Origin of the sequence: Desulfovibrio intestinalis (genome assembly GCF_014202345.1) — a bacterium.
Taxonomy (GTDB): Bacteria; Desulfobacterota; Desulfovibrionia; order Desulfovibrionales; family Desulfovibrionaceae; genus Desulfovibrio; species Desulfovibrio intestinalis.
On sequence record NZ_JACHGO010000005.1, the window covers coordinates 265497 to 286573 of the forward strand.

At 51.9% G+C, this 21077-nt stretch carries 20 protein-coding genes; 17 read left to right on the forward strand and 3 right to left on the reverse strand.

What is annotated here, in order from left to right; genetic code table 11:
- Positions 1–35 precede the first annotated feature (35 nt).
- From pgsA to HNQ38_RS09525, 11 genes are all read left to right on the forward strand, one after another.
- Positions 36–596 carry a CDP-diacylglycerol--glycerol-3-phosphate 3-phosphatidyltransferase gene (gene pgsA, locus HNQ38_RS09475; protein WP_183719779.1) on the forward strand — a complete coding sequence of 187 codons (561 nt, stop codon included), beginning with the start codon at positions 36–38 and terminating at the stop codon, positions 594–596.
- A complete protein-coding gene (locus HNQ38_RS09480; protein WP_183719781.1) occupies positions 593–847 on the forward strand; it encodes a hypothetical protein in 255 nt (84 codons plus the stop codon). Before pgsA ends, HNQ38_RS09480 begins: the two co-directional genes overlap by 4 nt.
- Positions 847–1149 (forward strand): FtsB family cell division protein, encoded by a 303-nt coding sequence (locus tag HNQ38_RS09485; protein ID WP_183719783.1) that lies wholly within the window; start codon positions 847–849, stop codon positions 1147–1149. The genes HNQ38_RS09480 and HNQ38_RS09485 overlap by 1 nt, the downstream gene beginning before the upstream one ends.
- 3 nt (positions 1150–1152) lie before the next feature.
- Positions 1153–2370 (forward strand): tetratricopeptide repeat protein, encoded by a 1218-nt coding sequence (locus HNQ38_RS09490; protein ID WP_183719785.1) that lies wholly within the window; start codon positions 1153–1155, stop codon positions 2368–2370.
- A 123-nt stretch (positions 2371–2493) separates the two neighbouring features.
- Positions 2494–3981, forward strand: a complete 1488-nt coding sequence (locus tag HNQ38_RS09495) for a hypothetical protein (RefSeq protein WP_183719787.1) — start codon at positions 2494–2496, stop codon at positions 3979–3981.
- Positions 3982–4064: 83 nt separating this feature from the next.
- Complete coding sequence (gene fbp, locus HNQ38_RS09500; protein ID WP_183719789.1) at positions 4065–5078, forward strand: class 1 fructose-bisphosphatase; 1014 nt, start codon at positions 4065–4067, stop codon at positions 5076–5078.
- Between the two features lie 71 nt (positions 5079–5149).
- On the forward strand, positions 5150–6208 hold the full coding sequence (gene tsaD / locus HNQ38_RS09505) for a tRNA (adenosine(37)-N6)-threonylcarbamoyltransferase complex transferase subunit TsaD (protein ID WP_183719791.1): 1059 nt from the start codon (positions 5150–5152) through the stop codon (positions 6206–6208).
- Between the two features lie 168 nt (positions 6209–6376).
- Positions 6377–6700, forward strand: coding sequence for a thioredoxin (gene trxA, locus HNQ38_RS09510; protein ID WP_183719793.1), 324 nt, complete (start codon positions 6377–6379; stop codon positions 6698–6700).
- Positions 6697–7623 carry a thioredoxin-disulfide reductase gene (gene trxB, locus HNQ38_RS09515; RefSeq protein WP_183719795.1) on the forward strand — a complete coding sequence of 309 codons (927 nt, stop codon included), beginning with the start codon at positions 6697–6699 and terminating at the stop codon, positions 7621–7623. Before trxA ends, trxB begins: the two co-directional genes overlap by 4 nt.
- Positions 7616–8347, forward strand: a complete 732-nt coding sequence (locus HNQ38_RS09520; protein ID WP_183719797.1) for an outer membrane protein assembly factor BamD — start codon at positions 7616–7618, stop codon at positions 8345–8347. The genes trxB and HNQ38_RS09520 overlap by 8 nt, the downstream gene beginning before the upstream one ends.
- Before the next feature lie 53 nt (positions 8348–8400).
- Positions 8401–9849 (forward strand): cation diffusion facilitator family transporter, encoded by a 1449-nt coding sequence (locus tag HNQ38_RS09525; RefSeq protein WP_183719800.1) that lies wholly within the window; start codon positions 8401–8403, stop codon positions 9847–9849.
- Between the two features lie 18 nt (positions 9850–9867).
- Here HNQ38_RS09525 and yihA read toward each other — a convergent pair whose 3' ends face one another.
- A complete protein-coding gene (gene yihA, locus HNQ38_RS09530) occupies positions 9868–10467 on the reverse strand; it encodes a ribosome biogenesis GTP-binding protein YihA/YsxC (protein ID WP_183720127.1) in 600 nt (199 codons plus the stop codon).
- Between the two features lie 188 nt (positions 10468–10655).
- Here yihA and efp point away from each other — a divergent pair, with 188 nt between their 5' ends.
- The 6 genes from efp to pgm all read left to right on the forward strand — a co-directional run bounded on the left by efp (position 10656) and on the right by pgm (position 19688).
- Positions 10656–11213, forward strand: a complete 558-nt coding sequence (gene efp, locus HNQ38_RS09535) for an elongation factor P (RefSeq protein WP_183719803.1) — start codon at positions 10656–10658, stop codon at positions 11211–11213.
- 66 nt (positions 11214–11279) lie between these two features.
- Positions 11280–13817: a DNA translocase FtsK gene (locus tag HNQ38_RS09540; RefSeq protein ID WP_425485993.1), complete on the forward strand. Its 2538-nt coding sequence runs from the start codon at positions 11280–11282 to the stop codon at positions 13815–13817.
- A 60-nt stretch (positions 13818–13877) separates the two neighbouring features.
- On the forward strand, positions 13878–14555 hold the full coding sequence (lolA, locus tag HNQ38_RS09545; RefSeq protein WP_183719806.1) for an outer membrane lipoprotein periplasmic chaperone LolA: 678 nt from the start codon (positions 13878–13880) through the stop codon (positions 14553–14555).
- A gap of 377 nt (positions 14556–14932) precedes the next feature.
- Positions 14933–16402 (forward strand): 30S ribosomal protein S1, encoded by a 1470-nt coding sequence (locus tag HNQ38_RS09550; RefSeq protein WP_183719809.1) that lies wholly within the window; start codon positions 14933–14935, stop codon positions 16400–16402.
- A gap of 14 nt (positions 16403–16416) precedes the next feature.
- Positions 16417–17844, forward strand: a complete 1428-nt coding sequence (locus tag HNQ38_RS09555) for a DegQ family serine endoprotease (protein ID WP_183719812.1) — start codon at positions 16417–16419, stop codon at positions 17842–17844.
- 200 nt (positions 17845–18044) lie between these two features.
- Positions 18045–19688 carry a phosphoglucomutase (alpha-D-glucose-1,6-bisphosphate-dependent) gene (gene pgm / locus HNQ38_RS09560; protein ID WP_183719815.1) on the forward strand — a complete coding sequence of 548 codons (1644 nt, stop codon included), beginning with the start codon at positions 18045–18047 and terminating at the stop codon, positions 19686–19688.
- Positions 19689–19770: 82 nt separating this feature from the next.
- Here pgm and HNQ38_RS09565 read toward each other — a convergent pair whose 3' ends face one another.
- Together HNQ38_RS09565 and HNQ38_RS09570 are read right to left on the reverse strand one after the other, a co-directional pair.
- Complete coding sequence (locus tag HNQ38_RS09565; RefSeq protein WP_183719818.1) at positions 19771–20193, reverse strand: DUF4019 domain-containing protein; 423 nt, start codon at positions 20191–20193, stop codon at positions 19771–19773.
- Between the two features lie 9 nt (positions 20194–20202).
- Positions 20203–20922 carry a pseudouridine synthase gene (locus HNQ38_RS09570; RefSeq protein ID WP_183720133.1) on the reverse strand — a complete coding sequence of 240 codons (720 nt, stop codon included), beginning with the start codon at positions 20920–20922 and terminating at the stop codon, positions 20203–20205.
- Positions 20923–21077 lie beyond the last annotated feature (155 nt).

The window sequence follows — 21077 nt, forward strand, 5'->3', positions numbered from 1 at the left end:
GGACAAAAAATCTTTGGGAGCATCAAAAGAACTACATGCTTAATCTTGCTAATAAAATTACGCTATTACGTATTCTTATGACCCCATTGGTGGTTTTGCTTCTCTATTTTGAGGGCCCGATCACCTGTAAGCTTGCAACATTGGCTTTTATTTTTGCCTCGCTGACCGACTGGGCAGACGGCTATGTAGCCCGACGTTCAAATATGGTAACAAGCATGGGCAAATTTCTTGATCCCCTGGCAGACAAGGTACTTATCTGCTCTGTGCTCATCATGTTCGTCAAACTGGGCTGGACGCCAGCTTGGGTTGTTATCATCATGGTCTGCCGTGAGCTAGTAGTTACTGGCCTGCGTACCATTGCCATTGATGAAGGTATTGTGCTTGCAGCTGACAAATTCGGCAAAGCCAAAACCATTATGCAAATTTTTGCCATTGTGCCCCTTATGCTGCATTATCCCCTTTGGGGCATGAACCTGAGCCCCATAGGTGAGTGGCTGCTTTATGCCGCCTTGGCGTTGGCCCTCATATCAGGCTCCAACTATTGCTATGATTTTTATTGCCGCACACGCATAAATAAGGAATCCGGCAAGGCATGAGTAAATTGCAGGTACGCCTTAAAAACTGTATCCAAACTATTTTGGAACTGGAGCCCGATATGAAAGCCGGGGTCTGGGGGCGTTATTTTGATATGGAACTCAGCTCCCTCAAGGACTATCTTTCGCAGGTAGACCAGATGGATCTGGCTGAAGAAGATGTGAAACGACTTGAAAACGCCACGGCAACATTTCTGTCTGAGCTCAAGCTTTCCCGCAAGGGAAATATACGCAAAAAGCGATTGTTGCAGTAATGTTCTGGCGTTCTTTTATTCTTGTAGTGCTTGGTCTTGTGAGTGTAGTGCTTTTCAGCCGTATGGTGTGGGGCCCTACTGGCCTGCTGGAATATCGCGAACTCAAAAAACAATACTCTGACCTTGAAAAGCAAATAGCTGACCTGGACGCGGAGAACATGGCTCTAAGCCGTGAAATTCGCCTTTTGCAATCAGACAATCAATACGTTGAAAAAGTAATCCGGCAGCGCCTGCACTATGTGCGCGATAACGAGGTGCTTTACCTCTTTGACGCATCGGTCAAGCCTCATCGGGAGCCGTAGCATATGACGGAAAAAATTGAGTGGTATAAAGAGGTTCTGGAACTTGAGCCCAACTCAAAGGTTTTTTTTCCTCTGGCGCGTCTGCTAGTTGAAGAAGGTCGTACTGAGGAAGCTACTGGTATTCTGGAGCTTGGCCTGGCGCGACACGACGAATTTCTTGAAGCGCGCCTTTTTTTGATTGAGCTGCTATACAAGACGGGGCAACAGAACGCCTGCGAAGCGCAAGTGAAAAAGCTCAGTCGCATGTTTTCTGCCTACTCCGGATTCTGGCAGGCGTGGGCATCAACTCTGGCCGCTGAGAATCAAGGGGCCGACACTGCAACTGTAATGCGCTTTTTGGCGCTCAACTTTGCTAAAGGCCCTGTATCGTTGAGTGACGTGCTGGAGCAAGGCGTCAACAGCCTGCTTGGTCATGGAACTGCGCAAGCTGGACAGATCAATGCCAGCCCAGTACTTGATCAGGAACCAATACGGGTTCAAGCATCACATGAAGATTTTGCAAAAAATGAAACAACCAACGCACGTGAGTCTCAACTTGCCCCGGAAGATGGCCTGACAGCACAGCTTTCAGACCATCAGGATTTCATTCAGGCTGTTGACGTTCCGGCGCAACTGCTTGCACCAAATGATATAAACGCACCCTTTGCCGATCAAAATACCCACAACGGCGGGGCTCATGAATATCTTCCACATGATTCTATGCAAGGTGACGATCTTTCCCACAAAGCATTGAGCGAATTTGACCCGGAAGACATGACGGACGAGGATGCGGCTTTGCCTGAAGCTTCTATGCAAACCGCTGATACCGCACCTTCCAGTGTTGGGGCATATGAACCCGAACACGCAGCGCTGAGCGAAAATGAACCTTCAGCTTCAGAAGCGGTTGCCGAAGGACTGACAAACTCCACAGGCGAAGAGACCGAAGAAAGCGAAGAGCGCTTTTCATTGCGCACTCGTTCTATGGCTGAAGTGCTGGCTGAGCAGGGTGATATCAAGGGAGCTCTGGATATTTATCATGAGTTGGCCGCTGCGGCCACGGCTCCTGAAGAAAATGCCGACCTGCGGCAGCGTATAGCCACGCTCAACGCTCGGTTGGGCAGCGCACAACCAGTGGAACAAACGCTTGAAACTGCCGAATCGGGGGCTTCCACCGGCAAAGACAAGCTTATAAGCATGCTTGAAGCGCTGGCCGAACGCGTTGAGGCCAGGGCGCACAGCTAAACTATTTCAAGGCCTATATTGTAGCCAGAGGCAAGGTAGCTGATCTTTGTCCGATGGCTTTTACCATTCGCGCGGGGCAATGCCGATTACGAGCGAACTGCCCTAAAGCTGAGGGAGAATAAGGTGTTCAAATCATACCTGCGGACCATACTCATGCTGGCCGCCGCTGCTTTTCTGATTTCGGGATGCAGCTCATACCAGCCAACCAAAAATGCGTGGAAGTCTACCAAGGGCTTCTGGAATACCTACGTCAGCCCGCCGGCATCGGTGGACTATGACGAAAAGGGAGAACTGTCGCCGCAGGCTCTGGCCCTGACGCACAGCATGATGGGCATTGACATTGAATTGAGTCGCCTTGAGCGTGTCATGATGAACGCGGACAAACCGCCGACCCGTGACTGGATAGTTTCGTTTTTCAGCAATTTCCCTTGGGTTAGCGGTTTTGCTGGCGTAAAATACGACGGCACAATCCTTGGGCAGGAACCTGCCACCCCGATGAAGCAGCTTGATTTCATTCCCTTGCTTTACGAAGATAAAAAACAGAACAGCCGTGCCCTTCGTGCCGACGTTCAGCCTTCGCCACTTGGCCCTGAAATCCTTCTGGCCGCCCCCTTATATGATGGCGTGGACTTCTTGGGCGTAGTCGCCACATATTTTGATATGCGGGCGCTTATGCAGTATTCTGAAAACTCCAAGAATGTGGTCATTCTCTCTCCCAATGCATTGCTGTGGCCCGGAAAATACGACTTTGCAGCAACGCCTTTGGCGGGTGTAGACTGGCACGAAGTTGTTACAAAAAGTTCTTCTGGCACCTGCACCAATGTAAATGGCACGTTCTATTATATGGTACGCTACCTGGGTAACCTGCCTCTTATTTTTGCTGTAGCTGAAAAGGGCACCTTCCCTGAAGGCGATGGCAATGTGGCGCAAGGTTTGGCCTTTTTCCCAAAAGAGCGTGAAAAGCTGCCTCCGCCGCCTCAGCCTGAGCGCAAGCGTAAAACGCTGGACGGTCCCGACGCAGTCGCCATGCCCACACCCGCCGATGCGGTCAGTCCTTCGGGACAGCCTGTACAGGGTGCGGCTGGAGCATCGCACGATATTCAGCCTGGCAGCGGCGACAGTGTACTGCTCAAGAACAAAAGGGCTGAGAAAGCCAAAGTTCAAGAACGTCAGCTCGAAGGTGATAACGTTCAAGTTGAAAAGGCTCAAAGGCCAAGACGTGAGGCTGTTGCGCCTCAGTCCCAGCCCAATGCTGAGATGGAAACACCGCGCGTAGTTGCGCCAAGCCCCTTCGGTCCGCGTGAAGAACGTCCGACCGTGGTAGCGCCGAGTCCCTTCGGCCCGCGTGACGGCGATGAATCCGAAGCCAAACCCGCTGATGCGAAGCAAGAGGCTCCTGCAACGGACGCCAAAGCTGTCGAAACCGAAGCGAAGCAGGGTGCAGTAAAAGAACCTGCAACAAAGAAGCCGGAAACTTCTGCCCCCGCGGAAGTGAAAGCACCGTCTGACTCCGGCGGGGCTTCGCCCAAAGCCAGCGAACCGTCGGACAAAGCTGCTGAAACAGATACTTTGCCAGGCGGACGGCCAAGTCCATTTGGGCCACGGAACTGACGCATATCAACTAACGCTTGCGCCGCCCCGGGGCGGCGCAAGTTTTTCTGTTCACGGAACTTTTTTCTGTTGCAGGAGGCCATATGGCTGACATCACGGTCACGGAACATCTGCTGCTGCACCAAAAGCGCACCCCACAAGCTACAGGACAATTCACCGGCCTGTTGTACGACCTTATTCTTTCCGGCAAGAGCATTTCTCGCCGGATCAATAAAGCTGGACTTTTGGATATTCTTGGCGGCACAGGGGAAGTAAACGTTCAGGGCGAAAACGTACAAAAAATGGATACTATCGCCAACCGCATCCTGCTTTACCGCATGGAGCGTTGCGGTGCTTTATGCGCCATGAGTTCGGAAGAAGAGGCGGAACTTATCCGCGTCAGCCCTGAATTCCCGCGCGGCGACTACATCCTCATTTTTGACCCTCTGGATGGTTCGTCCAACATTGATGTGAACATCAATGTCGGGACCATTTTTTCCATTTTGCGACGCCCTGAAGGACACTCGGATGAAGTAACTTTGGACGAAGTGCTCCAGCCTGGCCTGAAGCAGGTAGCTGCCGGCTACATGTTGTATGGTCCTTCCACCATGCTGGTTCTCAGTACAGGGCAGGGAGTACACGGCTTTACTTTGGATCCAGGTGTGGGTGAATTTTTACTTTCCCATCCCAATATGTGCATCCCGGAACAGGGGCAAATTTACTCGGTCAACGAAGGCAACTGGAAGAATTGGGATGCTCCTGCACGCGAGGCCGTCAACTGGTTTCACGGCTGTGAGACCTCGGACGGCAAACCCTACTCCTCACGTTATGTAGGAGCCCTTGTTGCCGATTTTCACCGTACCCTGATCAATGGCGGCATATACATGTATCCGTCAGACGCCCACAAGCCCCAAGGCAAGTTGCGCCTCATGTGCGAAGCCGCTCCTCTTGCTTTTCTGGCGGAACAAGCTGGTGGCAAAGCCAGCGACGGCAGGGGGCGTATTCTCGAACGGGTGCCTGACCGTCTGCATGCGCGTACTCCATTGTTCATCGGTTCCGTTAAAGACGTTGAAGCAGTGGAAAATATTTATGCACGTCATGCCAATCTTGCTATCTGACAGTACTGAATTGATTGCTATTCAGAAGCCACGCATGGCGCGGCTTCTTTTTTTGTGTAAAGTGAGACCATATGCTTTGCCTTGGAGTTGAAAGTTCCTGTGATGAAACTGCGCTGGCGCTGGTGGAGGACGGGGTATTATTGCACTCCGTGCTCGCCACCCAGGCCGACATGCACGCTCTGTTTGGTGGGGTTGTCCCCGAACTGGCCTCGCGCGAGCATTACCGCTTTGTCGGCTCTCTATTTGATGAGCTGATGCAGCGCACAAGTAAAAGGGCTTCTGATATCGACCTAGTGACAGTAGCTCGCGGGCCGGGGTTGCTGGGCAGTCTTCTGGTGGGTGTAGCCTTTGCCAAAGGCCTTGCTCTCGGCCTCGGAGCCCGTTTTTTAGGCGTCAATCACCTCCATGCTCACTTGCTGGCAGCAGGTCTGGAACAACCCCTGACCTTTCCGGCGCTGGGCTTGCTCGTCTCTGGCGGGCACACCCACCTCTACCACATTGAGTCCCCCTGGAAATGCATCCCCCTTGGTCGAACCCTAGATGATGCGGCAGGAGAGGCCTTTGACAAAGTGGCTAAAGTGCTGGGGCTTTCTTATCCCGGTGGAAAACTGATGGATGCCTTGGCAAGAGAAGGGCGGGCTGACAGTGTTGTCTTTCCACGGCCCTACCTTGACAATGATAACCTCGACTTCAGTTTCAGCGGGTTGAAAACAGCGGCCAGCAGCCACATACAGCAAGCGCTTCAAAGCCCGACATGGCCGCGCCCCTTGTGCTCTGTAGAAGAAGCCCCACACCAGTTGAAAGACTGCTGCGCGGCATTCAATGCTGCGGTTGTTGATACTCTTTGTAAAAAAACAAAAAGGGCACTGGATAAAATTCCGCAGTTACAAACGCTGATTTTGGCTGGCGGCGTGGCGTGCAATTCACTGCTGCGCCAACGCATAACGGCGCTTATGAAAAGCAGGGGGGGCAGAGCCCTCATTCCCAGCCCGCACCTGTGCACAGATAACGCCGCCATGATAGCATATGCAGGATGGCTTTTGGGAAAAGAGGGATTTTACCACCATCTTAATATGGAAACCATCCCCCGAGGACGCGCTGTACCCGATGATATGCAGCGTCGTCCATAATGCGCTGAAGACCAGTCTAAAACATGAGATTATCTTGACAGTCAGGTCGTTGGAACCTACTCTTACTCAATACAGAGGCCTATGTTTTTTGGCCCTTGGCTTCGTTTTTCTTTTCTGCGCGCTCCCGAGAGCAGCAGTGCTACACATAGCAACATAAGGAGTATAGTTATGGCTGAACAGGTCACAGACGCCACCTTTGAAAGTGTTGTTCTTAAGTCCGATCTGCCGGTTCTGCTTGACTTCTGGGCTCCCTGGTGCGGCCCTTGCCGTGCGGTTGGTCCCATTATTGATGAACTTTCCACTGAATATGCTGGAAAGGTGCGCATTGTAAAAATGAATGTGGATGAAAACCCCGCCACTCCCACAAAGTTTGGCATCCGGGCCATCCCCACACTGGTGCTTTTCAAGAACGGTGAAACTGTTGAACAGATTACTGGCGCGGTAACTAAGGCTGCCATGAAAGACCTGCTCGACAACAAGGCTCTGGCATGAAATCGTATGATGCCGTTGTGATCGGCGGCGGCCCTGCCGGCGTCACCGCAGCCATGTATTTGGCGCGGTCCGGTTGCAGCGTTCTTCTGCCCGAGCGACTGACCTCAGGTGGCCAATTGCTACAGACCGAGGCGCTGGAGAATTATCCGGGCTTTCCCAAGGGCATCAAGGGCTACGAACTTGCTGACCTTTTCACAGAGCATCTTGAAGGTTTGACGGTAGACAGGCCCGCCATTGTAGTGGAGTCCATTACCGGTTCGGCGGGCCAGTTTACCGTGCACACTGATGACGAAGATTACCTGTGCAAAACTGTGCTTGTATGCTCCGGCGCCAAGCACCGTACCCTTGGCCTGGAGGGCGAAGAAAAACTGCGTGGGCGCGGTCTTTCTTACTGCGCCCTTTGCGATGGAAATTTCTATCGCAACCAGACCGTAGCCGTGGCTGGCGGCGGAAATGCTGCCCTGGAAGAAAGTCTTTATCTTTCCAAAATTGTCGGCAAAATACACCTTATTCATCGGCGTGACAGCTTCCGCGGGCTCAAAGTCTATGAAGACAGGCTCGAAAGTATGCCAGAAAAGGTAAATATCATGCGCAGTTCGGTTATTACCAAACTGCACGGTAATGATGCGCTGACAGGTCTGACCGTAAAGAATCTCCAAACCGGCCATGAAGAGCTGTTGCCAGTTGATGGGCTTTTCGTTTATGTAGGCTTTGCTCCTGTTACAAACTTTCTGCCGCAAGGCATTGAGCTTGATGAACAGGGCTTTATAGTGACTGATACAGAAATGCGCACCAATATCCCCGGCATCTTTGCCGCTGGCGACATTCGCTCAAAGCTGTGCCGCCAGGTTATCACTGCCGCCGGCGATGGCGCAACCGCCGCACAAGCGGCATTTGTATTCTTGGAACAGCTCCATGCATAAAAAATTGTTACGCTCCTTTCTGCTTGCCATGAGTATATTCATGGTATCCGGTTGCGGCATCATTGACATGATTTATTTGCCGCCCGCCGAAGACACTGCGCAGGAAATTTTTGAAGCCGCCAACGACGCCATGAGTGAAAAAAATTATGTGCGTGCCGTGGAGCTGTATAACAAACTGCGTGATACTTACCCATTCAGCCCTTATACCATAGATGCAGAACTTTCTTTGGGTGACGCCTACTTCCTTGATGAGGAGTACGAGCTTGCCACTGAAAGCTACAAGGATTTCGAATCCCTGCACCCAAGGCATGAGGCCATCCCCTATGTGCTGTACCAGACGGGCATGTCCCTGATGAAGCAGTTCCGTTCCGTTGACAGGGCCACTACAGAGCTTCAGGAAGCTTACGATTACTTCAATCGTTTGCACCAAATGTATCCCGACTCTCCCTACGCCAAGGGCGCGGAAGAACACATGCTGACTTGCCGCAAACTCATGGCTGAACACGAGCTTTATATTGCTGATGTGTTCTGGCACATGAAAAAATACGGTCCGGCATGGCATCGTTACGAATTTATCATGAAGAACTTCCAGGATGTGCCGGAAGTGGCTGAGCATGCCAAAGAAAAAAGCTTGGTGGCCTACCACAACTACAAGGAAGAACAGGCCAAAGAGACACGCCAGAAGCGGCAAGGCTCTTGGCGAGACTGGTTCAAATGGTTGTAAGAACGTAAATTAAAGCCCCTTCGGGGGCTTTTTTTTACCAATGGAGTTACTCAATGGTTGAGTCTTTGGAAGCTGGTGCTGAAAAAAAACGGGCGGCGCTCACATCGCTTTGGGCCGCCTTTGCCCTCACAGCCGTTAAACTTATCGTTGGCTTGCAAACCAACAGCCTTGGCATCCTGTCAGAGGCTTTGCATAGCGGCCTGGATCTTCTGGCTGCCGCCATCACATTGGCAGCTGTGCGCATAGCTTCCAAGCCAGCTGACGCGCGCCACCCGTATGGCCACGGCAAGGTAGAAAATCTTTCGGCACTGGCCGAAACTCTGCTTTTGTTCCTTACCTGCATATGGGTTGTTTATGAAGGTGTACAGCGCCTTATGGCTGGCGATACCCCTGTGACACCTTCATTATGGGGCGTGGGCGTTATGGCCCTGTCTATCATTATTGACGTGAACAGAGTGCGAATCCTGCGCCGTGTGGCTAAAAAATACAAAAGCCAGGCGCTTGAAGCAGACGCGCTGCATTTTTCAACAGATATTCTGTCTTCAGCTGTGGTACTTGTGGGCGTTCTTGCGGTTTGGGTTGCTTCTGAACTCAGCCTGCCAGCCCCTTTACATGAAATGCTGGTTCAGGCCGACACGGTTGCAGCTTTACTGGTGGCCTTAATCATTTTTCGGGCAAGCGTTCGCATGGCGATGCAAGCGGTCGATACGCTGATGGATTCAGGATCTACCCGTGAACGACTGGCAATCATTGCAGCTGTGACAGAAGTGCAAGGCATTACCGATGTCCGGGATGTGCGCCTGCGCTCCAGTGGGCCCATCAATTTTGTTGATCTGACTGTAGGCGTGGAGCCGGGAATCAAGGTAAGCGAAGGACATCGGCTGGCGCATGAAGCGGAACAGGCGGTAGCTCTGGTGCTGGATGGGGCAGATGTTACCATTCATGTTGAACCGCACAGTGCCGACGAAGCCAGACATTGTGACCCCTTTGCTCTGGTGCAGCACACGGCATGGAGTCATGGCCTTGCCGTGCACAACGTGCAAATTCTGCGTTCACCTGAAAGTTGCCATATTGAGCTGCATATTGAACTGCCCGGCAGCATGCCCTTTGTTCAAGCATACAAGCGAGTCAAAGATTTCGAGGATGCCCTGCGTGCGGCAATTCCCCAGGTCGAGGTAGTGAGTCACCTTGAGCCAGAGGGAGCGGCCTGTGCCTTGGCCTACGGAGCTTCGGTGTCCCTGTCCTATGCAGAAATGGCGTGGCGTGAAATTGAAACCGCTGTGGCCAAAGAACCCCTGGTCACAGCCCCTCACAAATTCTCAACGTACGAGCTGCCGGAGCAGGGGGTTTGCATTTCCTTTCATTGCGATGTTGATCCCGTTTTGAATGTAGAAGAGGCGCACACAATATGCATGCGCCTCGAAAAGCAGTTACGAATCAGCATCCCACAGCTGGGACGCATTATTATACACATGGAGCCCGGCACAAAGCCCGCAGCATGAAGAACCGAAAATATCTTGCTACAGAGCTTTAAAGGTCGGTTCTTCAACGCCAGCGGCTTCAGCCAATGAACGCCACAAATTTTCAATACCAAAGCGACTGCTGGATGACGTCAACACGGGGCAGATACCAACGATGTCTTGCCACTCTTTTTGCCTGAATGCGCGTTCCTTCTGGTTGCATTTATCAACTTTAGTCAGAATGGGCACCAAGTGCAGGCGATTTCTTTGGGCAAACGCAGCCAGGTTCAGATCAAGCTGCTGGGGTGGCAGGCGGCAGTCAAGCAACAAAGCCAAAGCCTTAAGGCTGGAACATTCAACCAAATACTTCTCCAGCAGCCGAGCCCATTTTTCTCTTTCACTGTGGCTGGCGCGTGCGTAGCCATAACCAGGCAAATCCACAAGGTAAAAGCCCAATGGCTCTACCATGTAAAAATTGACAGAGCGCGTTTTGCCTGGCGTCGAGCTGACCTTGGCCAATTTCTTTCTCCCTGCCAGTGCGTTGACAAGAGAGGACTTTCCTACATTTGACCGACCAGCAAGGGCTATCTGTGCTTCAGGCCGGGCCGTCAGCTGATCCAATGTATAAGCAGTGCTTTCCAGCGTAAGACTGATAGCCATAAAAACCTCATGTGATACTTGAGAGTTGAGTGTTGACAACCGTTCGACTTTCGGCAAATATTTACTGTTCGGAAACGTGATTTTCTTAAAATTGCTTCTGAACAAGGTAGCCGCTCTTGCCCTTGTTGGCAAATGTCCGGCCTTACTGCCAGTTTATGCCGGTACGCGGCGACAAGTAGGAGGTAACTATGTATTCAACCACGGATTTTCGCAAGGGCCTTAAAATCGAAGTCGAAGGCACGCCCTACGAAATTGTGGATTTCCAGCACTTCAAGCCCGGCAAGGGCGGTGCTATGGTGCGCACCAAGTTGCGCAACATTCTCACTGGACGCATGCAGGACATCACGTTCCGGTCCGGCGAAAAGGTCGGCAAGCCTGACCTTGAAACCCGTGACATGCAGTTCCTGTATCGCCAGGATGATGAACTCATTTTTATGGACATGACCACCTATGAGCAAATTCAGATGCCCATCTCCACCACGGATGGCAAAGAAGGCTTTTTGAAGGATGGTCAAGAGTGCCGTGTGCTGCTTTACAGGGGCAGCCCGCTTGATATCGACATCCCCGTCAGCCTGGTACTGACTGTTGTGGAAACAGAGCCGGGCGCCAAGGGTGATACGGTCAGCAACGTCACCAAGGCCGCCAAGCTTGAAACAGGTCTTGTAGTGCAGGTGCCCATTTTCGTAAACGAAGGTGACCGCGTTAAAGTGGACACCCGTTCCAAGGAATACCTGGGCCGGGAATAATGACTGGTTCGGGAGGGTAGCCCTACGGACGCCCATAAATTTAGCCGCGAACTTCTAGGCCTTTTTCTGCTTTTCTGGGCACTGTTGCTTTTGCTCAGTTTGCTCAGCTTTGACGCAGCTGACCCCAGCCTCAACCATGTGGTTAGCGGGACTGTTGACGTACATAACAAAGCAGGACTCTTTGGCGCATACACCGCTGGCTTTCTTAACGATGTGTTTGGCGTGGCCGCCTTCCTGTGCCCATTGGTTTTCGGGGCACTGGGAGCGGCCTACGTTTCTCCGGCCTATGGCATGCACTGGTGGCGCTGGTGCGGCTTCTTTTTTCTGACAATCTGCCTGCTTGTAGCTGGCGCCGCTTGGGATTTCTCCATCGGCGACGTCTGGGGCGGCGGCATGGTTGGCAGCGCATTGCACAGCAACGCCAGCCGCTATCTCAGCCCTGGCGGCTCGGCCCTTGTCTGGATTTTCATTTTTCTTGCTGGTCTCCAGTTGGCGTGGAACATATCCTGGTTCAGCTTGGCGGGGCGCCTGCTTCATATACTGCGCGACAAGCTGGAAGCCCGGCTTGAATCGGGGGATGATGGAGAAGCCGCAGCCAAACAAGAAAAACCAGCAAAAACAGATTCAAAACAGACCCGAGGCCGTCTCCAGGTACAGCCAGAAATTGTACAGCACTCTCTTAGCCCAGAGCTTGAAGAAAAAGCTGTTGCCAAAAGAAGCTTCAAAATTTCTTGGCCCAACTGGTCTTTTCTGGCCCGATGGCGTGATAAGTTGGGTGACATTCACCCAACGGCCGAATCTCTGCCTGACGTTTATGATGAAAAAATTTCTGCTTCTGACAGACCATGTATGGATAGCGTTGAGTCCACGGCTCCCTTGGTGCCTGCACACGAAACGCATGATGACGATCCATTTGCAGTTGCCCAGGACTTAAACGGACAACCACTGGTGAAAGAAGGAAACAAGTCTGCTCACCGTCTTCAAACATCATCGACGAAAACGACTTCGCCGGAAAGCTCAGAGGCTCCGTACGTTGAAACCGACAGCACTTTTTCGGACGATGAACCTGGCGATGTTGCAACTACAGCCGAAAATAACTCCCCAGTAAAACGACAGGCTTCTTCGTCTGAATCAGGACTCGTAGCCGCAGTTACTGCTCCTTTTAGAAAAAAAGCGGCAATCCCCTTGCCGGGTCTTGACCTGCTGGCTCCGCCATCGCAGCAGGCGGGGGGGCTCAGCCGTGAAGATCTTCAGGCGCGGGGCCAGGCTCTGATGGCTTGCCTTAATGATTTTGACATTCAAAGCGAACTTGTGCGCATCACCCCCGGTCCGGTGGTTACCATGTTTGAAGTTCGCCCGGCTCCTGGTATTCGGGTAAACCGTATATCAAACTTGACCGACGATCTGGCGTTGGCCCTCAAGGCGGTGGCCATACGCATTCAGGCGCCTATCCCTGGTTCAGATACTGTTGGCATCGAAATTCCCAATGAACAACGCGAAACCGTGAACTTTCGGGAGCTGGCCGCCTGCGAAGCATTCCGCACCGGTTGCGGCCCCTTGACGATGATCCTTGGCAAAGACATTGCAGGCAAGCCCTTCATGGCCGACCTGACCCGGATGCCGCATCTTCTTGTGGCTGGAGCCACAGGCGCAGGAAAAAGTGTATGTCTTAATGGCATCCTCGTCAGTTTGCTTTACCGCACTCAACCGCAGGACATGCAGCTTTTACTCATTGACCCCAAACGGATCGAAATGGCTGTATACGCTGATGCCCCCCATCTGGTGCATCCTGTTGTTACAGAAATGAGCGAGGCCAAAAACGCTTTAGAATGGGCTGTGCACGAAATGGACCGCCGATATGCGGCCATGGCCCGGCTTGGCGTTCGTAATGTTTCTAGTTTTAACCAGAAACTTGCCGCCTATAAGAACGATCTGCCGCCAGATTTTTCGGATCTGGAGCCTTTGCCTTACCTTGTTATTGTTATCGATGAATTGGCCGACCTTATGATGACAGCTGCACGCGAAGTGGAAACAAGCATTGTGCGCCTGGCGCAGCTTGCGCGCGCTGCTGGCATTCATCTTATTTTGGCAACACAACGCCCCAGTGTGGACGTGGTCACAGGCCTTATCAAGGCAAACTTTCCTTGCCGCATTTCATTTCAGGTCACCTCCAAGCACGACTCTCGCACAATCCTTGATCAGGTTGGTGCAGAGCACCTGCTTGGACGCGGCGACATGCTGTTCAAGCCCAGCGGTGGGCGGTTGCAACGCTTGCATGGCCCTTTCCTGAGCGATGAGGAAGTACAGAGTGTGGTTGACCACTGGAAGCGCCATTTGAGCCCATCCTACAAGGTTGACTTCGCTCAGTGGGGTCTTGATGCCGCAATGGGTGGCGCAGGGGGCGGAGGTGGAGACGCTGCCAGTGATCCTTTGTATGGCGAGGTACAGGCCTTTGTGAGCGAGCAGGGCCGGGCGTCCATATCTCTTGTGCAGCGTCGCTTCAAGATTGGTTTCAACCGGGCGGCACGCCTGGTGGAACAGCTTGAACATGATGGCATCATAGGGCCTGCGGACGGCAGCAAACCTCGCGCAGTTGTAAAGTAAATTCAGACTATAAAGTATTCTGCCATATGTTTAAGGCCCTGTGCGGGCCGCGGAGGTTATATGCGGACAGTACGCGCAATCGTGGCAACAGTAGCCCTGAGCCTTTTCATCGCCCCGCCAGTATCGGTCCAGGCTCAGGACATGGCTGCAGCCATCCAGGCCAGATACGAAAAACTGGGCTCATTTACTGCGGACTTTGAGCAGACTCTTACCCATAAAGAAAGTGGTTCTGTAGAAAAACGGCAAGGCAAATTGCTGTTCAAAAAACCGTTGCTGATCCGCTGGCAAACGGCCAGTCCTCACGAAGAAACGTTGGTGGTTACAGGTAAGGAAATTTGGAATTACCTGCCTGAAGAAGACGTAGCCTATCGCTACCCCCCCAGTTTGGTTCAGGATTCACGCAGCATTATTCAGGTGATCACCGGTCAGGCGGCCCTGAACAAAGATTTCGAAGTAAAGCCTGAGGGCAAGGAGGGTGGCTTGTCAAAGCTACGCCTCTTCCCTAAAGAGCCCGCGCCACAAATGGTTGAAGCCATAATATGGGTAGAACCGGAAACAGGGTATATTCGCCGGGCCAATATTTTGGATTTTTATGGCAACGGCAACGAAATATTGTTCACACGCTTCACTCCTGACGTCAGCATAAAAGCTTCGGAATTCACGTTTACGCCTCCCAAAGGCGTAGAGGTTGAAGACCGCATTGAAAGCAAGGTGCCTGAGAAGGAATTATTCCAGTAAAAAACACTACAGCGGTTACTAACTGAGAATTGCAACAGAGCAACTTCGCAACAAGCCTTCACCACGCAGTACATGGACATATTCAACCAACTGATTATAAACATTTTTGAATAATAGAAAGGCCGTGACGCCGAAGTGCGCCACGGCCTTTCGCCATTGGGCAGCCTTGGCCGCTATTTTGTCAGTGGCAAGGACTTCAAGAACGTCATTGTAGGACAGGGCAGATCAACGCCGCAAACCATGTGTAAAATATTTTATCTTTGCAAAATATCAAACAAATGTTGCGCCAAAGCAGACAAAACATCGTTGTTTTCTGACGGCGTATAAAGTATTATCATCAACTTGAGCAATTAGCCCAGCTTTAAGGAGCAGGAAATATGACCGAGGAAAAATTCGCGGCCTCCATGCAGGAGGAAGGCGTTGAGGATTTTGCCGCTATGCTGGCAGCCCACGAAACATCTGGACACCGCCTTCAAACGGGGCAAAAAGTTACTGGTACTGTTATTGCCGTAACTGGTGACAGCGTTTTTATTGACGTGGGCATAAAGGTTGACGGCATCATGGAGCGTAAAGACATCCTTGACGCTGACGGCAAGGAAACCGCGGGCCCCGGCGACACCGTGGAAGCATGGGTTGTCGGCGTGTCTTCCCAAGAAATTCGCCTTTCCCGCTCCATGAGCGGCAGCGGTGTAGCTGCGCTTGAGGAAGCCCGGGATGCTGGCCTTCCCGTTGAGGGCCGAATCGCAGGCACATGCAAAGGCGGTTACACCGTTGAAGTTATGGGCAAAACCGCCTTTTGCCCTGGTAGCCAGATTGGTCTGGCGGCATCGGAAGAAGCGGATTCGCTTGTAGGCCGTATGCTGCAGTTTCTTGTTATCAGGGTTGAGAACAGGGGACGCAATATCGTAGTGTCCCGCCGCGCCCTGCTTGACCGCGAACGCCAGGCCCAACTTGAAGTTCTGCTTGAAAAACTTGAAGTTGGCGCTACTGTTGAAGGTAAGATATCACGATTTGCGCCTTTCGGTGCTTTTATGGAACTGGACAGCGCCGTTGAAGGCATGATCCACCTTTCCGAACTTTCATGGTCTCGTGTGGGCACCCCCGATGAGGCCGTATCCTTGGGCGACACGGTTCGCGCCAAAGTTCTTTCCATCAGCAAAAACGATAAGGGACAGGTTCGAATTTCCCTTTCGCGTAAGCAGGCTGAAGGCGACCCTTGGCAGGATGTGTCACAAAAGCTTGAAGCTGGTACAGTTGCGCAGGGCAGAGTAGTTCGCCTGGCTCCTTTTGGCGTTTTTGTTGAAATTCTGCCGGGCATTGAAGGTCTTGTGCATATTTCAGAATTGTCATGGACCAAGCGTGTAACCAAGCCTGAAGAAATCGTTCAGGCTGGTGATAACATTGCCGTAAAAATCAAAGACATTAACAGTGAAACCCGTCGCATATCCCTGAGTTTGCGCGAAGCAGAAGGGGACCCCTGGCAGGACGCCGCACAGCGCTTTGCTGCGGGCTCTCTGGTACAGGGTATAGTGGAAGGGCGCAGCCCCCACGGCCTTTTCATTACATTGGCACCTGGCATTACTGGCCTTTTGCCTGCTGGAGTTATCAAGAATTCTAAAAACTCTGGGCAGTACAGCAAATTGGACAAGGGCGACAGCGTGGCCTTAATAGTACAAAATATCGATACCGCCATGCGCCGCATCAGCCTTGCTCCTGAGGGCACTGAAGCTTCGCCCGCTGCTGACGATAAGGCTTGGAAACAGCACGCCAACCTCGGCGCAACTTCTGGAAACACGGGATTAAACACACTGGCACAAGCTTTGCATAAAGCCATGCAAAACAAGTAACTAGGAGTTTATCCATGCTTATAAAAAAATGCCTAACGGCTCTGCTAACTGTTACCTTCGTGGTAGGTTCGCAGCTTGCCCAGGCAGCCAACCTGCCGGACTTCAGCGAACTGGCCGCAAAAAGCGGCCCTGCTGTGGTTAACATCAACACTGAAAAGATGGCCACCAATGGTGGCTCTGAAGAGCTTTTTGGTGAGATGTTCCGCAATATACCTCCCGGCTTTGAAAGGTTTTTTGACCAGTTTGGTGGCAAGCGCGATGGCAAGCGCCCCCAATCCAAACAAAAATCGCTCGGTTCCGGTTTTTTGGTGTCGTCTGACGGCTATATAGTCACCAACAACCATGTGGTGGCAGATGCAGACGTTATTCGCGTTACCTTGGACCAGGATAATGGCAAAAGTGAATCTTTCACGGCTAACCTTATTGGCGCTGATGAAGAAACAGATTTGGCTCTGCTCAAGGTAGACATCAAAAAAGATCTGCCGTTTTTGAACTTTGGCAATTCTGATGAACTTAAGGTCGGCGAATGGCTGTTGGCCATCGGCAACCCTTTTGGTCTTGATCATACCGTAACTGCGGGTATTCTATCGGCCAAAAACCGTAACATTCATGCCGGTCCTTTTGACAACTTTCTTCAGACTGACGCATCCATTAACCCTGGCAATAGCGGTGGCCCGCTGTTGAACATGCAGGGCCAGGTGGTGGGCATCAACACTGCCATTATTGCCAGTGGACAGGGCATTGGTTTTGCCATCCCCAGTAATATGGCTGCCAAGATCATCGACCAGATTAAAAGCGGCAAGAAAGTCAGCCGTGGCTGGATCGGCGTGACCATTCAGGATGTCGAGGAAAACACTGCAAAGGCCCTGGGCATGAAAGACGCCAAGGGTGCCCTTATTGGCAGTGTTATGGAAAATGAACCTGCAGCCAAGGGCGGCATGAAGGATGGCGACATAATTCTGGCCGTAGACGGCAAGAATATTGACGACGCATCCGCTCTGTTGCGTGCTATTGCTGAAAAGGTTCCTGGCAGCCAGGCTATCATAAAAGTTTGGCGTGACGGTAAAACACTTGACCTCACAGTCACGCTGGGTGAACGCCAGTCTGCATCTCAGGCTTCTGCTGGAAACAAAGGCGAAGCCAAACAAAACGAAGGCATGCTGGGCATTTCTGTTCGTCCCCTCAACGAGACAGAACGCCGGGATATGAAGATTGACAAAAACGAAGGACTGCTCATTGTGGATGTGGCTGCAAATAAGCCCGCCGCCGAAGCAGACCTGCGTCCCGGTGATGTGATCCTCAAGGCTAATTTGAAGCCGGTGAATACATCTGCGGCTCTGTCAAAAATTGTGAACGACGAGGGCGTCAAGCGCGGTGCTATCATGCTGCAAATTTCGCGGCGTGGTGATGTTTATTTCCGCACTGTGCCTCTTGGCAAATAGCGTCGGCAATAACGCTGACTCTTGATCTTTGGGCCGCTCCACATAGGGGCGGCCTTTTTTATATTTAACGCCGAACGAATGTACGAATACATTGAATACTTTTGTGCCCAGCGTTCGGGCAGTACCCGTATTTTGACCCGTTCTGCGCGTGACAACCCATAATCCACTATGTTATTTGCAGTGATAGTGGAGGTTACGCCATGCCCGTAGTTCATGCCAAAGCTGGCACACTGCCTATGCCGGAAGATCTGGAAAACATTCCGGCTCTTGTCAGTGCCTATTTTACCGAATTTCCCAATCCCACAGATCCTGCGCAACGTGTTTCGTTCGGCACGTCTGGACATAGGGGTTCTTCGTTACTGCACACTTTTAATGAAGAACATATTTATGCCATCACGCAGGCCGTGTGTGACTATCGCAAGAGCAATGGAATAGACGGGCCGCTTTTTCTCGGTGGAGATACGCATGCCTTGTCTGAAGCGGCGTTTCGCTCAGCGCTTGAGGTCTTGGTGGCCAACGACGTGCAGGTTTATGTGGCTCCATCCGGGATGTACACAGCAACTCCTGCCATCTCACACGCCATATTGCGGTGGAACACGGGCCGAACTACAGCGTTGGCCGACGGCATTGTAATTACGCCCTCGCACAACCCCCCGCGTGATGGAGGTTTCAAATACAACCCGCCGCATGGCGGGCCAGCGGAAACTCATGTTACGGATCAAATTGAAAAAAGCGCCAACATCTACCTTGAAAAAGGTAACCGCGGCGTTCAGCTGACGCATTTGCGAGCTGCTCTCAGCTCACCACTGGTGAAAGAATACGACTTCATCCGCACATACGTTGAAGATTTGCCTAAAGTGCTGGATATGAAAGCCATTGCAGCCTCGGGATTACGGCTCGGGGTAGATCCGCTGGGCGGTGCAAGCCTGCAAATGTGGGAACCGATAGCTGAAGCATACGGCATTGAAATTACTGTTGTTAACAAGGCGATTGACCCCACATTCCGCTTTGTGCCTTTTGACAAGGATGGAAAAATCCGCATGGATTGCTCCTCCCCCTATGCTATGAGCGGCCTGCTGAAAATGCGTGACTGCTTTGACCTGGCTGTGGCCTGCGATCCCGACTCTGATCGGCACGGCATTGTCACCAGTCAGGAGCTTATGAATCCCAACCATTTTCTATCTGTGGCTGCATGGTACCTGTTCCGCACACGGCCAGCCTGGCCTACTGACGCTGGCATCGGAAAAACTCTTGTCACCAGTGCCTTGCTGGACAGAGTAGGGCAGGATATTAAACGCCCAGTAGTGGAAGTGCCAGTGGGATTCAAATGGTTTGTGCCTTATCTTTTGAATGGTCGTTGCGGCTTGGGCTGCGAAGAAAGCGCGGGAGCATCTTTTCTGTGCTTCGACGGCAGCCCCTGGAGCACAGACAAGGATGGCCCTCTTATGTGCTTGCTGGCCGCAGAAATGATGGCAGTAGAGCAGTCATCCCCCTCAGAGCTGTATGAAAAACTCACGGGCAGACTGGGTAGCCCGGTGTACCAAAGGCTGGACGCGCCAGCCGACGATCAGGTAAGGGCCAAACTTAAGGCGTTAACTCCAGAAAATGTCGAACTGACAAGTCTTGGCGGTTCACCAGTTACCGAAATCATTACCAGAGCACCTGCTAACGATGCTCCCATTGGTGGAGTAAAAGTTTCCAGTGCTGATGGCTGGTTTGCTGTTCGCCCATCGGGTACGGAACCAATTTGCAAGGTGTATACAGAAAGTTTTAAAGGCGAGGACCATCTGTCAGCTATTCAGAAAGACGCCATTGATTTTATGGAACACCTGCTTAAATCCTGACAGCGAATCAAAATACAATTGCTACAATAAAAGTCCGGCCCTAGGGCCGGACTTTTATTTGTCACAAAAAAGCGCATTCCGCTTACTGGATGAAATAGCCAACAGTTCGCCAAACTCCGTCAGCCTCTTTTTGCATCAGCAAGGCCTCTGATGCACTTTTTTTATTGGCAAAGCTTGTTTGAAAACGAAAAATCACATACTCGCCATCAGCAACCCCTGGCAGCGTAGTGGTGATCTCAGAAGATTGAAGTTTCCTGCTTGTTACTTCACCCAAAGGCTGTCGAGCCTGTGGTAAAGTCTTTTCCCAGTCTTTCTGTTCAATACCAGCTTTAAATGCTCCAGCGGCCTCATGCCACGTGGCTTGTGCGTCGCCTTTATCTGCCAGAGCAAGCCACGCCTCAGCTGCTTCCGTTGCCACATCCGGCGCTGTTGTTGCTCCAAAAGCAACGGCACTATGAACACAAAGGCCGAAGGCGATCAGAAAAACCAGAAAGAGCTTCCGCATTCCTATCTCCTATAGTTCAACACTCTTTTTTAAAGCCGCGACTTCAGCTTGAGTCAACTGGCGCGCCGTCCCAACAGCAAGATCTCTCAGTTCCAGCGGCCCCTGCGCGACACGCTTGAGGCTAAGAATTACAAGACCAAGGTCACGGCACATGCGGCGTATCTGACGATTTACGCCTTGATGGAGAACCATTCGTAACAAGGTTCGCCCCTGAAGTGGCCGTGCATCCACTTTTACCGGCATGAGTTTTTCACCCTCAGCCAATAGCATTCCGCGGCGCATGGTAACCAACACCGCCTCTGGCACAGCTCCACGCACAAAAACTTCATAGGTTTTGGGCTGATGATGCCGAGGATGGGTAAGGCGTTGTGCAAGCTGACCGTCATTGGTCAATAACAATAAGCCTTCCGAAAAGTAGTCAAGACGCCCAACAGGGTAGAGTCGTAGTTTGCGCAACGGTTCTGGCAGGTAATCCATAACAGTGGGACGCCCTTCAGGATCACTGACGGTACAGACCACCTGCACTGGCTTGTAAAGCATAAGGTAACAGAAATTTTGTGCGCCAGTGAGCAGTCGCCCATCAACAGCAACTGCGTCTTGTGGCGACACCTGCCTTCCCGGATTGACTTCAGGCACACCGTTTACGACCACACGGCCAGCAAGGATGAATTCATCAGCCTTACGGCGCGAACATAATCCTGATGCGGCAATAGCCTTGTTCAGACGCATGGCCGTATCAGAAGATTCAATCACCTCATGAAAAGACGGCTGTGGGGCTTTGGAGGTACCACCTGCACGAACATCAGATCCTGGGGCGGACTGCGAAGACATTTTTCTTGCAGGTTGTTCGAATTTGCGGCCATTTTTTGCGTCAGGACGCGTAT